Source organism: Blautia caecimuris, from assembly GCF_024622975.1.
In the GTDB taxonomy this organism is placed as follows: Bacteria; Bacillota; Clostridia; order Lachnospirales; family Lachnospiraceae; genus Blautia_A; species Blautia_A caecimuris.
Genome location: NZ_JANJZT010000027.1, coordinates 23,818 through 39,253 on the forward strand (window position 1 = coordinate 23,818; position 15,436 = coordinate 39,253).

Below are 15,436 nucleotides of genomic sequence, written 5' to 3' on the forward strand. Positions count from 1 at the left end.
CTGTCTGTTTTAATACAAATATATGAAAGAGAGGACCTTAGCATGAAGAAAAAAGGTAATTTTAGAAAAGTAGTATCTGGCTTGCTGGCAGGCATGACAATGCTTAGTACAGTGCTATCTCCGATGACTGCATATGCAGCGGAGATCCAGCCAGAGGAGAAACCTCCACTTTATGAGGAAGTGAAAGACCTTCTGGATGAAGATGAGGTGGTGACTGCCAAAGACTATGAAATCGAAACAGGCAGTGTATTTGATGTGAAATCAGATTATACCGGATTGGAAATCAAGGATGATAACAAGGTTAAAGTCACATTTGAGGAAGCAAAGAATGATAAGAATGAGGATTTTACGACAGATCATGCGGACACTTACAAAGCGGTCTATTATGTGGAACCGGTAAATCAGGAGCATCCGAAGTACCAGATCAGCCGAAAACTGATTGTGCGTGAGAAAGAAACAGAAGCGCAGAAAGAGGCGGCGGGGAGTGAAGCAATGACCGAATCCGAAACAACTGGCAGTGAACAGCAGACAGAGGAAGCGGAGGATTCAGAAGCAGACTCGGAGATTACCGATATTGACGCTGATGAATTTGATGATTTCGTAGAGCAGGCACAGAATCAGGATACCTATGATGAAGAATCAGGGTTAGAGCTTCATGATGTTTTGGAACAGGCAGGAGAAGAAGGCGTGGATCTTGATGCTATGGAAGAGGGAGAGATTGCAACATTTGAAGCAGTTTCGGCTTATTCAGCAAGAAGTACACAGCAGGTGACAATTGAAAAAGGACCACTGTATAGATATGCAGATTATAATCTTGGAACGTATCTGACAGAGCCGTACTATATCAGCTACGGAAGCGTCAGAGCAACTGCGTATTGTGTACAGCCAGCAAAACCAGGACCAGGATCTGGAAATTATACAATCACAAAGATCGGGGACAATCAGGCGTTAGCAAAAGTGTGTTATTACGGTACAGATGCCGCAGGGAGCGAAAGCTTTTTTGCGAATAAACACACGGATTTCTCAGAAGGAAAAAGATTCATCATTATTCACATGGCTGCATCGTATGCCAATGGAAGCAGTGATGCATTCTATGGAACAAATGCTACAGGCGAGGCTTTGGCAAAAGAACTTTATAATTATTGTGTGAATAAGCCGGAAATACCAGATGTAGCGATGTCATTTTCAAAGCCGAGTGTAAAGGCTTATGTAGATGGAAATGTTCAGAGAACGGAGAACATTAAGTTCAACGCATCTTCCCAGCAGAAAATTACAATGGACTTACCAAAAGGAGTAAAGCTCCATAATGTATCTACTGGAAATGTAAGTGCGGCAGGTGCAAGCGTAACAATTGGAGGAGGAACCACGTTTTATCTTTCAGCACCTCTGACACAGACAAAAGATGTAAGTGCTACTTTTTCTGCAAAAATGAAGGGAAGTATTACAAAAGATTATTCAGCATATAAACTGACTACGAATGCAAGTGTTCAGGATCTGGCATTTGTGTTTGGAGAAGGTGTTGCTGATGAAAAATATGTAAGCTTAAAGGTGTCCTGGATTGAGCAGGCTACGATCGAAATCGTAAAGAAAGGCGATATAGCGGATGTCAATCTTTCTGGTGCAGTATTTGGTGTTTACAGCGATGAGGCTTGTACAAAGCTGATCACTCAGATGCCGGCAACAGATAAGAATGGAAAATCCTCTGTTACGATCATCAAGACACAGGATACCGTTTATCTGAAAGAGATCACAGCACCACAGGGATATGTAGTAAATGCAACGGTAACAAATGTAAAACTGGCAGCAAGTAAGACTTCATCGGTAACTGTGGAAAATAAGGAACAGCTGGCAGAGCTTACCATCTACAAAGAAGGACAGGTTCTTACCGGAGCAGATGTCAGTGAAAATGGAACGGTATTTCAGTATGAAAACCGCAGACAGAAAAATGCAGTATATAACGTGTATGCCGGAGCGGATATCGTAACTGCTTATGGCACAAAAGTGTACAGCAAAGGTGATCTGGTAAAAGAGAACCTGACTACGGGAGAGAATGGTTCTGTTACACTGAAGAACCTGCATCTTGGAACCTATGTGGTAAAAGAAGCAAAAGCACCAGACAATTTCTATAACGGCAGTGAAGAAAAGTCAGTGACTCTGACCTATGCCGGACAGAATAAAGAAGTTGTATTTGCAGATGTGACTTTTAACAACGAGAGACAGAAAGCAGCTGTTTCCGTAGTAAAACAGGATAAAGACACCAAGAAACCACTGAATGGCGGTATTTTTGCTCTGTATGCATCCGATGATATTAGAAATGCAGACGGAACCGTTGTTGTGAAAAAAGGAACATTGATTGAGAAAGCAACTACTGGCGCAGATGGAACTGCAAAATTCACAGCAGATCTTCCGATTGGATATTCCTATTTTGTAAAAGAAGATCAGGCACCGGAAGGCTATGTAAGAAATACAGAAGATGTGTATACGTTCAAGTTTTCTTACACCAATGATAAAGAAGCAACCGTATCATTTGCTCATATCTTCAGCAATGACCGTGTGACAGCAAAGATCAATTTATTCAAAGTTGATAAAGAAACAGGAAAAGCAGTACCACAGGGAGATGCCACACTGAAAGGTGCAGTTTATGGTCTGTATGCCCGTGAAGATATTGTGCATCCGGACGGAGCAACCGGAACTATTTATAAAGCAGGAGAACAGGTAGCTTCTCTTACAACAGATGACAAAGGACAGGCTTCTGTAAATGGCTTGTATCTTGGCAAATATTATATCAAAGAGATCACACCTCCGACCGGATACCTGGCAGACACAGAAGAGCATGATCTTACGTGCAGTTATGAAGGAGATATGAAAGCAGAAGTAAAAAGAGAGTGCACTTCCAGTGAGCAGGTCATCAAGCAGCCATTCCAGATCATTAAAGCAGCCAACAATGGAAAGACAGATGCAGATCTGTTATCCGGAGCTGGATTTACAGTTTATCTGAAATCTTCCCTTACAAAAAAAGCAGATGGAAGTTATGATTTTGATTCTGCAAAACCAGTAGTGAGTGGAGAAAATGGAGCAACTGAGATTTTCACAGATGAAAAAGGGTATGCCTGCAGTATTCCATTACCATTTGGAAGCTATATCGTGCGTGAGACAACAACACCGCACAACTACAAGCCAGTCGATGAATTTGAAGTGAATATCACAGAGCATCATCCAAATGAGCCACAGATCTGGCGAGTGCTTCTGGATGAAGAGTTTAAGGCAAAACTGAAAATCGTGAAAAAAGACGATGAAACAAAGAAATCCGTCCTGATTGCAGGAACAGAATTTAAAGTGTACGACTTGGACAACAAGAAGTATGTGGAACAGGTAACAACTTACCCAGTGACAACAACCCACAAGTCCTATTTTACGGACAGCCAGGGATATCTGATCATGCCGAAGAATCTGAAGATCGGACATTACCGGATTGAGGAAGTTAATGCACCGGAAGGGTACACAATCAATAAGAACTATGTAGAGATTGCGGTGGATGCAAACACAGCATACCAGATGGATTCTGAGAGCGGAGATGCCATTATTACGGTAGATTACGAGAACCATCCGGTAAAAGGAAAGCTGACGATCTATAAAAAAGGTGAAATGCTGACCGGATTCAAGAAGGATTTTGTTTATGAAGAAAGATACCTGAAGGGTGCGGAATTTAATGTCTATGCAGCTGAAAATATCTATACACCGGATTATCAGAAAGATGAAAACGGAAACAGACAGCTGATCTATGCAAAAGATGCACTGGTAATAACAGTAACGACCGGGGAAGACGGAAAAGCAGTTGCAGAGAATCTGCCGCTTGGTTCTTACTATGTGGTAGAAAAGACTGCACCGGAAGGATTCGTCCTGAACCATGACAGATCAGATGTCACATTTGTCTATGCCAGTCAGGATACACCTGTGATCGAACAGGAAGTGACTGTTGGCGATGACCGCCAGAAAGTTGCAATCCAGGTAGAAAAACAGGATGCAGAAAATGGTGCAACCGTAGCAGGAGCTGTCTTTGGTATCTATAACAAAGCGGATATCAAGGCAGATGGAAAAGTAATCGTGAAAGCAGACACACTCTTACAGGAAATGACTTCTGATAACGATGGACTTGCAGCATGTACGCTGGATCTGCCACCTGGACAGTATTATGTGAAAGAGTTAAAGGCACCGGCGGGATTTGTATCCTCTGATGAAGTTCTGAATCTGGATGCTTCTTACCAGGGACAGGATGTGAAGACAGTAAAACTGAAAACTGTGAAAAAGAACCAGCCGACAACAGTAGAAATCACGAAATCTGATGTAACAACAGGTGTGGAGCTGGATGGGGCAAAACTCACCGTTCTTGATAAAGAAGGAAATGTTGTGGATCAGTGGACGTCTGTAAAAGATCAGCAACATGTGATCAAACGCCTGACAGTTGGAGAGGAATACACTCTTCGTGAGGAAATGGCACCTTATGGATATCTGAAGGCAACGGATGTGAAGTTCACTCTGGAAGATACCGCCGAGATTCAGAAAGTAGAGATGAAAGATGAAGTACCGACAGGACTTCTGATCATCAACAAAAATGGAGAGTTTTTGGATAAAGTGACACTTTTGGATCATGTAAAAGGTACCGTGGAGCATCTTTTTGAGTATGTAACCGGAAGCCTTACAGATGTGACGTTCGATGTATTTGCTGCGGAAGATATTAAAGCGGCAGATGGTGTCAGTGAAGATTATTTCAAAACCGATGAAAAAGTGGGAACCATTACCACAGATTCCAATGGTATTGCACAGATGGGAGCTCTCCCGGCTGGAAAATACTATGTGAAGGAAGTAAAAACAGCCCATGGTTATGTGCTGGACGGAGCACCGAGATATGTTGACCTTTCCTACCGTGATCAGGACACACCAGTTATCACTTATGATGAGAAATGGCAGAATGCCCGTCAGAAAGTAAAGGTTACGGTTCTGAAGAAAGAAAAAGATACAGACCGTGTCCTTGCAGGTGGTGTCTTCGGCCTTTATACCAGTGAAGATATCAAAAATGCAAAGGGCGAGGTACTCCTTGAGAAAGACAGTTTGATCGAGCAACGAGTAACGGATGAAAAAGGACAGATCACTTTTACGGCAGATCTTCCGGTAGACGGAAAATACTATGTGAAAGAGATCTTTGCGCCGGACGGATTTGTTACAACAGAAGAAGTACAGGAATTTACCTTTGAATATGCCGGAGAAGACCAGGCAGAAGTAAGCTACGACTTTACTTTTGAAAATCAGCCGACCACAGTAGAGCTGACCAAAACAGACCTGACAACAGGTAAAGAACTTCCTGGTGCACACCTGAAAGTGACGGATTCAGATGGCAATACAGTGGATGAATGGACTTCTACGGAAGAATCCCATGTGATCAAAGAACTGGTTGTTGGTAAGGAATACACTATGACAGAGACAAAACCGGCAGATGGATATGTCACTGCAGAAAGTATTACCTTTACAGTAGAGAATACGGCCGAGATTCAGAAAGTAGAGATGAAAGATGATGTGACAAAAGTACAGATCAGTAAGACGGATATCACAGGAGAAACAGAGATTCCGGGTGCGAAACTGACAATTCTCGATAAGGATGATCAGGTAGTAGAGAGCTGGACTTCCACAGAGGAAGCACACTATATCGAAAAACTGCCAATCGGTAAATACACCTTACGTGAAGAGCAGGCACCGAAAGGATATCTTCTGACATCTGATGTGACATTTGAGGTGAAGGATACCGGAGAAATTCAGAAAGTAGCTATGGAAGATGATACTGCCAAGGGAAAAGTGATTCTCAATAAGGCAGATAAATCGTCAGGAGAACCGCTGAAAGGGGTAGAATTTGAACTCCGTGACAGCAAAGGAAAGGTTCTGGAAACCTTAAAGACAGACGCTGCCGGTCATGCAGAAAGTAAGCTGTATGAGATTGCCACATTTAAGAACGGCAAATATGATACAGCAATCAAGTATTATCTGGTGGAAACAAAAACACTGGATGGATACACACTGGATCAGACCAAGCATGAAGTGACATTTGCTTATGTGAATGACAGTACACCAGTCGTGGAAGTTACTTTCAATCTGACAAATGAGAAACCGGTAGTTCCAGAAACACCGAACACACCGGATACACCACAGTCCCATGAAGAGACAAAGGTATCAAATGCACCAAAAACAGGTGACAGCACGAATATCTGGCTGCCGATTCTGCTTCTGGTAATCTCCACAGGAGGTATGGCAGGACTTTATATCTGCAGAAAAAGGAAAAGCAAATAAGGAAACCAACGGTTATGATTGGGAGCTTCTATGTGAGGCTCCCTTTTTCATACAAAAAATCACAGAAAGGAACAGAAAACTATGATGAAAGCAATGGAAAAAAGACAGGAAGCACGAAAAAACCAGGAGAAAACTTTAAAGAGAATGATGGCTTATCAGAAGAAAGCCGAGCAGATGATCAGCAGAAAAAGAATGAACCATCACATGATCAGAAAGGGGTAAAAGCGTATGATGAACAGAAAAGAATTTTATGAATATGTCAAAGACAATGTAAAGGAGTATCTGCCAGAGTCTTACAGGGACGCAGAAATTAAACTTCAGGAAGTAGAAAAAAACAATGGACTGAAGCTTACTGGCATTACAATTCCAAATGGGAATCAGAGAATCGTACCGACAGTCTATCTGGATTCCCTCTACCAGGAATATATCAATGGGAAAGATGTAGATTCTTGTGTTGGGGATGTAGCTGATATGCGTATTGAAGCACAGGGTAAAGCAGAATTTTGTGATATGGGAGTTCCGGATATTCTGGATTATGAAAAGATGAAGGACAAATTACAGGTAAGAATTTGTGACAAAGAATGGAATACCGATCGTCTGGCAGATAAAGTAGTCACAGAACACGGAGATTTTGCAGCTTATTATGCAGTAAATCTGGAGGAAAATGGAGAAGGAATCAGCAGTATTCCCGTAACAATCTCTCTGATGAATGAATGGGGAGTATCTGTTGAACAGATTCAGGCAGATGCGATGATGGCAGATAGGAACAGAGGCGTGCAACTGGTGGATATGACACAGATTGTCGAATCCATGATTTTTGGAGGAACACCGAAGAATCTTTTGAATGAAAAACTGGATATGGAAACTGTGGAGAATCCAATGTTCTGCCTTACCAATGAATCTAAGATGAATGGAGCTTCCCTGTTACTGCAGGAAGATATTCGAAAACAGATTGGGGAATGCCTGGGAAGTGATTACTTTGTCATCCCATCTTCCGTTCATGAAGTGCTGATTCTCCCGGATAACGGTATTTTTCAGGTTCCAGAATTAAATGCGATTGTACAGGAAGTCAATGAGACACAAGTGGAAAGACAGGAACAGCTTTCTGATAAGGTTCAGTTCTGTGACAAAAAGACAGCAGTAATGGAAAATGCTGAGCGCAGGGAAGCACGTTTGGAAAAGGAAAAAGTAGCCGAAAAAGCGGAAGTAAAAGGTGGAATTCATGGAAGATTGGAGAAAGCTAAGGCAGAAATCAAGGCAAAAGAGGTAGACAAAGTGCCAAAAAATAAGTCAAAAGATCTTGCCGCAGCATTATAAAGAGAAACAACGATGATTTTAAGGGGACTGTGCTAAGCAGTCCCTGATTTTATGAAAAGGAGTAGCACATGGCAAATAAATTATATGCAATGGAACAGCTGACGGAAGAGGTGGCAAAAGATGTAGCTGCCAGTCCGCAGGAATGGATGCGGTTCCTAAACACGGCATCCAGACTGTACAAATACACTTTTCCAGAACAGCTTTTAATTTATGCACAGCGACCGGAAGCAACTGCCGTAGCATCCATGGAAATCTGGAATCAGAAGATGTACCGCTGGATCAAAAAGGGCTCCAAGGGGATTGCCTTGATTGACAATACTTCCGGACCGAAAACAAAACTTCGGTATGTATTTGATGTGCAGGACACTTATAAAGTGCGGAATCTTGGAAAGGATCCTCAGTTATGGAATCTTCCGGTGGAAGGAGAACAGCTGGTTGCAGATTATCTGCAGGAGCAGTTGTCTCTGGAAGAAACAGAGGGTGGACTTGCAGAAATTTTACATCAGGCAGCGAAGGAGAGTATGCAGGAATGGCTTCCTGATGCATTGGAAGAACTGAGAATGGACGTAACAGGGACATTTTTGGAAGAACTGGACGAACAGAATCAGGAAGTCGAATTTCGGGAACTGATGACCAATAGTGTCTGGTATCTTTTAATGAATCGTTGTGGATTAGACGTTCAAGAATATCAGGATGCTGAGGATTTTCGGCATATTACGGACTTCAATCAGCTGAAAATATTAGGACATCTGGGAAGTGCAGTCAACGAAATCAGCAGGCCAGTCCTGATGCAGATTGGACGGTATGTGTTGAATGATCTGGAAAATGACCTGAAAACGGTTGCAAAAGAAAAAGAAGTAGTCTATAATGAATTTAACACGTTAATTCGTGAAAGTAAAACAAATAACACAGAAAATAGAGCAGAAAATAAGGAGGAAACGGACTATGAGAGAGATCAGTTACAGCCAGAACGGAGCGTATCAGATTCCAGATATCAGCCTGGAAGAGACAAGAGGAACCATCGGGAAGTACGGAATGATGAGGAAAGAGTATCTGAGAAATCACAAGGTAGCCAGGTTCAACATTCTGACACTGCAGAACCGTCTGGACAGTCATCTGATGGAGATCGACAGTCAGGCAAGACAGAGAGTAGACAACCTGATGAACGAACTTCTGGAGAAAGATCCGGCACCAGACAAGATGGCAGACACAATGGCATGGACCAGACACATGAACCAGATCAAAGCACAGGCAGAGGAACTGGTAATTCAGGAGATTATTTACAGTTAAGCCTGTTCCCAACAGAAGAGGAACAGTTAGGAGAAATAAGGAAAGCGGCAGCTGCATTAGAACAGCCGGCCGCTTTTCTTATTTCCGATGAAGTAGTCGATCATATCCTTCGCACAGGTAGTGGGCAGAAAAATACACTGTTTCATATTACTGCAAGATTGATCGAAGGTCTGGATAATGAAGAAATGCAAAGCTTCCTGAAAGATGAATATGGCACCGGAGGAAAAGGATTTACCATAGATAATCAGAAAATCAGTATCTGGTACGACAACGATGGTATCCGTATCCGGCGAGGTGACTCTGCAAGAAGAAACTTTGACCGTATCGTTACGTGGGAAGAAGCTGCTGACAGGATCCGGGATATGTATGAGGAAGGAAATTACGTTGATAATCTTATCTCCAATAATGCTATCGAGCAGGAACAGAAAGAAATGACAGATCTTCTGGCGCTTCATTTTCGAGACACAAATAGAAATACGGAAGAATACCGGTCTTATACGGATTGGCAGGATACCATTCGGAACGCTTGGACAGATCCAGAAGGAAAAAAAGAAATCTATCAGCAGTTTGAATGGTTACAAGCGGATATGAATGAAAATCCGAGTAATTATCATCGTTGGGAAATCCAGCATAATCCGGAATATTTCCAGCGTTATAAAGATCTCCAGAGGGATCGTTCCTGGGTGGATCAGCAATTCAAGGTAGAGCGACCGGCACTATCCTTTATCACACAGGATGAAATTGATGCAGTGTTAAGAAGAGGCGGCATTACTGCCGGAGGACGTAACCGGATTTACGAATATTTCATGGAACATCATGATATGAAAGATGCAGCTGAGTTCTTGAAAAATGAATATGGAACAGGTGGTTCTTCACCCGGAATACCAGGAGCAGGTGCTTCCGACGCATCCCATGATGCAAAAGGATTAAAACTTGCAAAAGGGAAAATTGGCAGTCCAGAGGTAGAAGTTTTATTAAAGTGGAACAAAGTTGCAGAACGTGTTCGCCAGTTAATCCGCACAGATGATTATTTGTCACCGGAGGAAATGGAAAAGTACGAAGAGCGACAGGAAGCACAAAAACTGGCAGACTTGGAAGAAGCACAGCAGATGTTAGGAGAACAACAGGAGCAGGATACTTTGACCGCTGAAGATATAACTGATTTGCAATTAGTTGATTCAAAATATATGTCTGGTACCAGAACAACAATTCATGATTTTGATTGCAAAGTTAAGGGAGAAGAGAATCAACTTCAATACACATTAGAATATCATGATGATGGAGAAGGTTTCACGATTCATACGGAAAAAGATGATATTTGGAATCGAATGTCAACACAAGAATTGGAACGTCTGGATGTAAAACTTGGACAAGAAGTACTTTATTATCATTATCACAACAAAACAGTAAATGCAGATTCCCTAGATAAATTACGGGAAATCAGGGAAGAAATAATGGAGGAAGAGTCCTCGTATTTCACTGCTGTTTCTAATCGTGTGTGGACAGATTATGATAAAAAAGAAAAAGAATTATCTGGAGAAGTTGAGGTATCGGAAGAAAAAGAATCTTTGGAAGAGATTAACGGAATATCAGAACCGATTCCAGCAACAAACTTCCACATCACAGATGATGAGCTTGGGCAGGGTACAGCAAAAGAAAAGTTCCGTGCCAATATCATGGCTATCCAGTTGTTAAAGAAATGTGAGGATGAGAACCGTAATGCGACACCAGAGGAACAGGAAATCTTATCCAGGTACGTCGGCTGGGGAGGTCTTGCAGATGCATTTGATGAAACAAAAGCTGCATGGGAGACAGAATATCTGGAATTAAAGACAGTCCTTACACCAGAGGAATATGCTGCAGCCAGAGCTTCCACCTTAAATGCTCATTATACACAGCCGATTGTGATTGACAGTATGTATCAGGTGTTGGAGAATCTGGGATTTACAAAAGGAAATATCCTGGAGCCATCTATGGGAGTCGGGAACTTTTTTGGAATGCTTCCGGAGAATCTAAACCAGTCCAAACTTTATGGTGTGGAATTGGACAGCATCAGCGGCAGAATTGCAAAGCTGCTCTATCCTGATGCCAATATTCAGATCAAAGGTTTTGAGAAGACAGATTATCCCAATGATTTCTTTGACGTGACGATCGGAAATGTGCCATTTGGTGCATACAAGGTCAATGACCGTCAGTATGATCGCTTCAATTTCATGATTCATGATTACTTTCTTGCCAAAACGATAGATCAGTTACGTCCAGGTGGTGTGGCTGCATTGATCACAACAAAGGGAACCATGGATAAAGCATCACCGGAAGTCCGGAAATATCTGGCAGAGCGGGCAGATCTGCTAGGAGCAATCCGACTTCCGAACACAGCTTTTAAGGCAAATGCAGGAACAGAAGTCAGTGCTGATATCCTGTTTTTTCAGAAGAGGGAAAGCCTTACGAAAGAAATGCCGGAATGGATAAATCTGGATAGTGATGTCAATGGTATTACAGTCAATCAGTATTTTGTTCAGCATCCTGAAATGATTTTGGGTGAGATGAAAGAAGTATCGGGTCCATATGGTATGGAAACAACCTGTATGCCGATAGAAGGTGCTGACCTTGAACTCCAGCTTGCAGAAGCGGTCAAGAACATTCATGGAAACATGGTACCGGCAGTAGATGTGGAAACAGAACTGGATGAGATGCCAGAGAGTATTCCAGCAGATCCAAATGTCCGAAATTACAGCTATACGGTGGTAGATGATCAGGTATATTACCGTGTCAACTCTTTGATGAATCAAGTGAAGATGCCTGCCGCTACTGCAGAACGTGTAAAAGGGATGGTTGCAATCCGTGATACTGTCCGGGAGTTGATCGCCATGCAGATGGAGGAATCCGTCACAGACGAAGAAATCCAGAAACAGCAGGAGAAACTGAATCAGGTATATGATACCTACACAGCAAAGTATGGAGTTATTGGAAATAATGCTAACAAACGTGCATTTTCCGATGACTCTTCTTATTGTCTGTTGTGTTCGTTGGAAGACTTAAACGAAGATGGAACATTGAAGCGAAAAGCGGATATGTTTACGAAACGAACCATCAAAAAGGCAGTGGCAGTAACCAGTGTAGAAACTGCGACAGAAGCATTAGCATTATCTCTGAATGAAAAAGCAAAGGTTGATCTGTCCTATATGGCACAGCTGACCGGAAAAACAGAAGAAAAAATCACAGAGGAACTGGTTGGAGTTATCTTCAAAAATCCACTGACAGATCAGTGGGAGAGTGGAGATGAATATCTGTCAGGCAATGTCAGGGAGAAACTGAATACAGCAAGAACTTTTGCAGAGAACCACCCGGAATTTACACCGAATGTTCGTGCATTGGAGGCAGTTCAGCCAAGAAATCTGGAAGCATCTGAAATAGAAGTAAGGATTGGGGCAACCTGGATTGAACCATCGGATTATCAGGACTTTATGCGGGAACTGCTTCATACCCCGTGGTATCTTGCACAGAAGGAAATACAGGTCAAATTCTCTGAGGTAAATGGTGAGTGGCGGATTACAGGAAAGAATGCCGACAGTCCGAGAAATGCGTTTGCTTATGCAACGTATGGAACTGAGAGAGCAAATGCCTATAAGATTTTGGAAGATACCCTGAACCTGAAAGATGTACGCATCTACGATAAGAGTGTCAATGAAAATGGTGATGAGATCCGTGTCCTCAATAAAAAAGAGACCATGCTGGCATCACAGAAGCAGGATGCTTTGAAGGCTGCATTCCAAGATTGGATTTTCAAGGATCTGCAGAGGAGAGAAAGGCTGGTAAAAGTATATAATGAACGATTTAACAGTATCCGTCCCCGTGAATATGATGGCAGTCATTTGACTTTCCCAGGAATGAATCCAGAAATAGAGCTTCGCCCGCATCAGAAAAATGCTGTTGCACATCAGCTTTACGGAGAAAATGTGCTTCTGGCTCATGTAGTAGGAGCTGGGAAGACCTACGAGATGGTAGCGGCTGCAATGGAGAGCAAACGTCTGGGATTATCACAGAAGAATTTATTTGTCGTGCCGAATCATCTGACAGAGCAATGGGGAGCAGAATTCCTGCAGTTATATCCGGGAGCCAATATCCTGGTAGCAACCAAGAAAGATTTTGAACCGGCGAACCGGAAAAAGTTCTGTGCCAGAATCGCTATGGGAAATTACGATGCTGTTATTATTGGTCATTCCCAGTTTGAGCGTATACCAATCTCTGATGAGAGGCAGGAAGCTATGCTGCGGAAGCAGATTGATGATTTGGAAATGGCGATTCAGAGTGCAAGGTATGAACAGGATGGCGGACGTTATACTGTCAAACAGATTGAAAAGACCAGAAAGACACTGCAGACAAGGCTGGAAAAACTGAATCAGAAAGAGAAAAAAGATCAGGTAGTTACGTTTGAAGAACTGGGAGTGGATCATTTGTATGTAGATGAAGCACACAGCTATAAAAACGCATTCCTTTATACAAAAATGAGAAATGTAGCCGGGATTGCACAGAACGAAGCACAGAAGTCAGCAGATATGTTCAATAAATGTCAGTATCTGGACGAGATTACCGGAGAAAAAGGCATTACCTTTGCTACGGGCACACCGATCAGCAATAGTATGACGGAATTATATGTTATGCAGAGGTATCTGCAGAACAGTAAATTACAAAATATGGGACTGGGACTGTTTGATTCCTGGGCCTCCACTTTTGGAGAGGTAGTTACGAGCATTGAACTTGCGCCGGAAGGAACAGGCTACCGTGCAAAGTCAAGATTTGCAAGATTTTATAATATTCCGGAACTGATGAATATGTTTAAGGAGATTGCAGATATTAAGACTTCTGATCAGTTAAAACTTCCTGTGCCGGAAGCGGAATATGAAACAGTGGTGCTGAAACCAACGGAACAGCAGAAAGAAATCGTAGAAAGCCTTGGAGAACGTGCAGAAGTTGTCAGAAATGGTGGGGTAGATGCCTCCGTTGATAATATGCTGAAAATCACCAATGATGGAAGAAAGTTAGCATTGGATCAGCGTTTAGTGAACGAATTATTGCCGGATAATCCAGAAAGCAAGATATCAGTCTGTGCAGAGAAAAGCTATGAAATCTGGAAAGACACAGCAGCACAGAAATCAGCACAATTGATTTTCTGTGATTTGAGTACACCGAAAGGCGATGGCAGTTTCAATGTTTATGATGACTTGAAGCAGAAACTGATTGGGAAAGGTGTACCGGAAAAAGAGATTGCTTTTATTCATGATGCAAATACAGAAGCAAAGAAGACGGAGCTGTTTGGAAAAGTAAAATCCGGACAGGTTCGTTTTTTGATTGGTTCTACAGCAAAGATGGGTGCAGGAACCAATGTGCAGGATCGTCTGATTGCTCTGCATCATCTGGATATTGGCTGGAAACCATCTGATCTGGAGCAGAGGGAAGGACGTATCATCCGTCAGGGAAACCATAATAAAAAGGTTCATATCTTCCGATATGTAACTGAATCCACATTCGACAGCTACATGTGGCAGCTGATCGAGAACAAGCAGAAATTCATTTCTCAAATTATGACCAGTAAAGCACCTGTGCGAAGCTGTGAAGATGTGGATGAAGCGGCACTTTCCTATGCAGAGGTCAAGGCACTGGCAACCGGAAATCCGGCAGTTAAAGAGAAGATGGCATTGGATGTGGACGTGGCAAAATTAAAACTTTTAAAAGCCAACCACATGAATAACCAGTACCGCCTGGAGGATGATATTGCAAGAAATATTCCGCAACAGATTGCAAAACTGACAGAGATCATTGACAGCTACAAGGCAGACATCGCTCATTTTTCTGAGTATAAAATCACAGATCCGGAGCAGTTTTCTATGGAAGTCGGTGGCAAAGTATTTACAGAAAAGAAAGAAGCAGGAGCAGCACTTCTGGCAGTCTGCAAAGACATTAAGTCTGTGGATGCAGCTATGGATATTGGAAGCTATCAGGGATTTAACATGAGAATCCAATTCGACAGTTGGAGCAAAGAGTTTATCCTGTCTGTAAAGCATGAATCGGTAGCTAAAGTTCGATTGGGAGCCGATGCTCTAGGAAATATCACTCGTATCAATAATCTTTTAGAAAGTTATCCGGAGAAACTGGCAGAAGCAGAACAACGGCTGGAAACGGTACAGGAGCAGATGACAAACGCCAAAGAGGAAGTCGGGAAGCCATTTCCAAAAGAAGAGGAACTGAACCAAAAACTGGAGCGGCTGTCAGAGTTAAATGCACTTCTCAATATGGATGAACGGGAAGATACAGAAACAGAGCAGTCGGAATCAAAAGAGAAAGAAGAAAGACCGGCACGAGGTTCTATCCATGAGAAACTGCAGATTTATAAAGAAAAGAGTCAGCGGGAAAGTGAAACTGGCAAGGAAACCAGAAAACGGGACTTCGGTCTGGAATAAATAGGAAAGATGGCATAATTTGGTAGAAGAAG

The 15,436-nt window shown here is 42.4% G+C and carries 4 protein-coding genes; all 4 read left to right on the top strand.

All coding sequences use genetic code 11. From position 1 onward, the window contains the following. Positions 1-42: 42 nt before the first annotated feature. Positions 43-6,336 (top strand): SpaA isopeptide-forming pilin-related protein, encoded by a 6,294-nt coding sequence (locus NSA57_RS15100; RefSeq protein ID WP_257465284.1) that lies wholly within the window; start codon positions 43-45, stop codon positions 6,334-6,336. An 81-nt stretch (positions 6,337-6,417) separates the two neighbouring features. Continuing rightward, positions 6,418-6,558: a hypothetical protein gene (locus tag NSA57_RS15105; RefSeq protein ID WP_166460071.1), complete on the top strand. Its 141-nt coding sequence runs from the start codon at positions 6,418-6,420 to the stop codon at positions 6,556-6,558. A 6-nt stretch (positions 6,559-6,564) separates the two neighbouring features. After that, positions 6,565-7,653: a DUF5688 family protein gene (locus NSA57_RS15110; RefSeq protein WP_257465285.1), complete on the top strand. Its 1,089-nt coding sequence runs from the start codon at positions 6,565-6,567 to the stop codon at positions 7,651-7,653. A gap of 68 nt (positions 7,654-7,721) precedes the next feature. After that, complete coding sequence (locus NSA57_RS20040; RefSeq protein WP_257465286.1) at positions 7,722-15,404, top strand: helicase-like domain-containing protein; 7,683 nt, start codon at positions 7,722-7,724, stop codon at positions 15,402-15,404. Positions 15,405-15,436: the final 32 nt, after the last annotated feature.

Coding starts and splice junctions, on each gene's coding strand:
- NSA57_RS15105 (WP_166460071.1), top strand. CDS start 6,418: ATGATGAAAGCAATGGAAAAAAGACAGGAAGCACGAAAAAACCAGGAG.
- NSA57_RS15110 (WP_257465285.1), top strand. CDS start 6,565: ATGATGAACAGAAAAGAATTTTATGAATATGTCAAAGACAATGTAAAG.
- NSA57_RS20040 (WP_257465286.1), top strand. CDS start 7,722: ATGGCAAATAAATTATATGCAATGGAACAGCTGACGGAAGAGGTGGCA.
- NSA57_RS15100 (WP_257465284.1), top strand. CDS start 43: ATGAAGAAAAAAGGTAATTTTAGAAAAGTAGTATCTGGCTTGCTGGCA.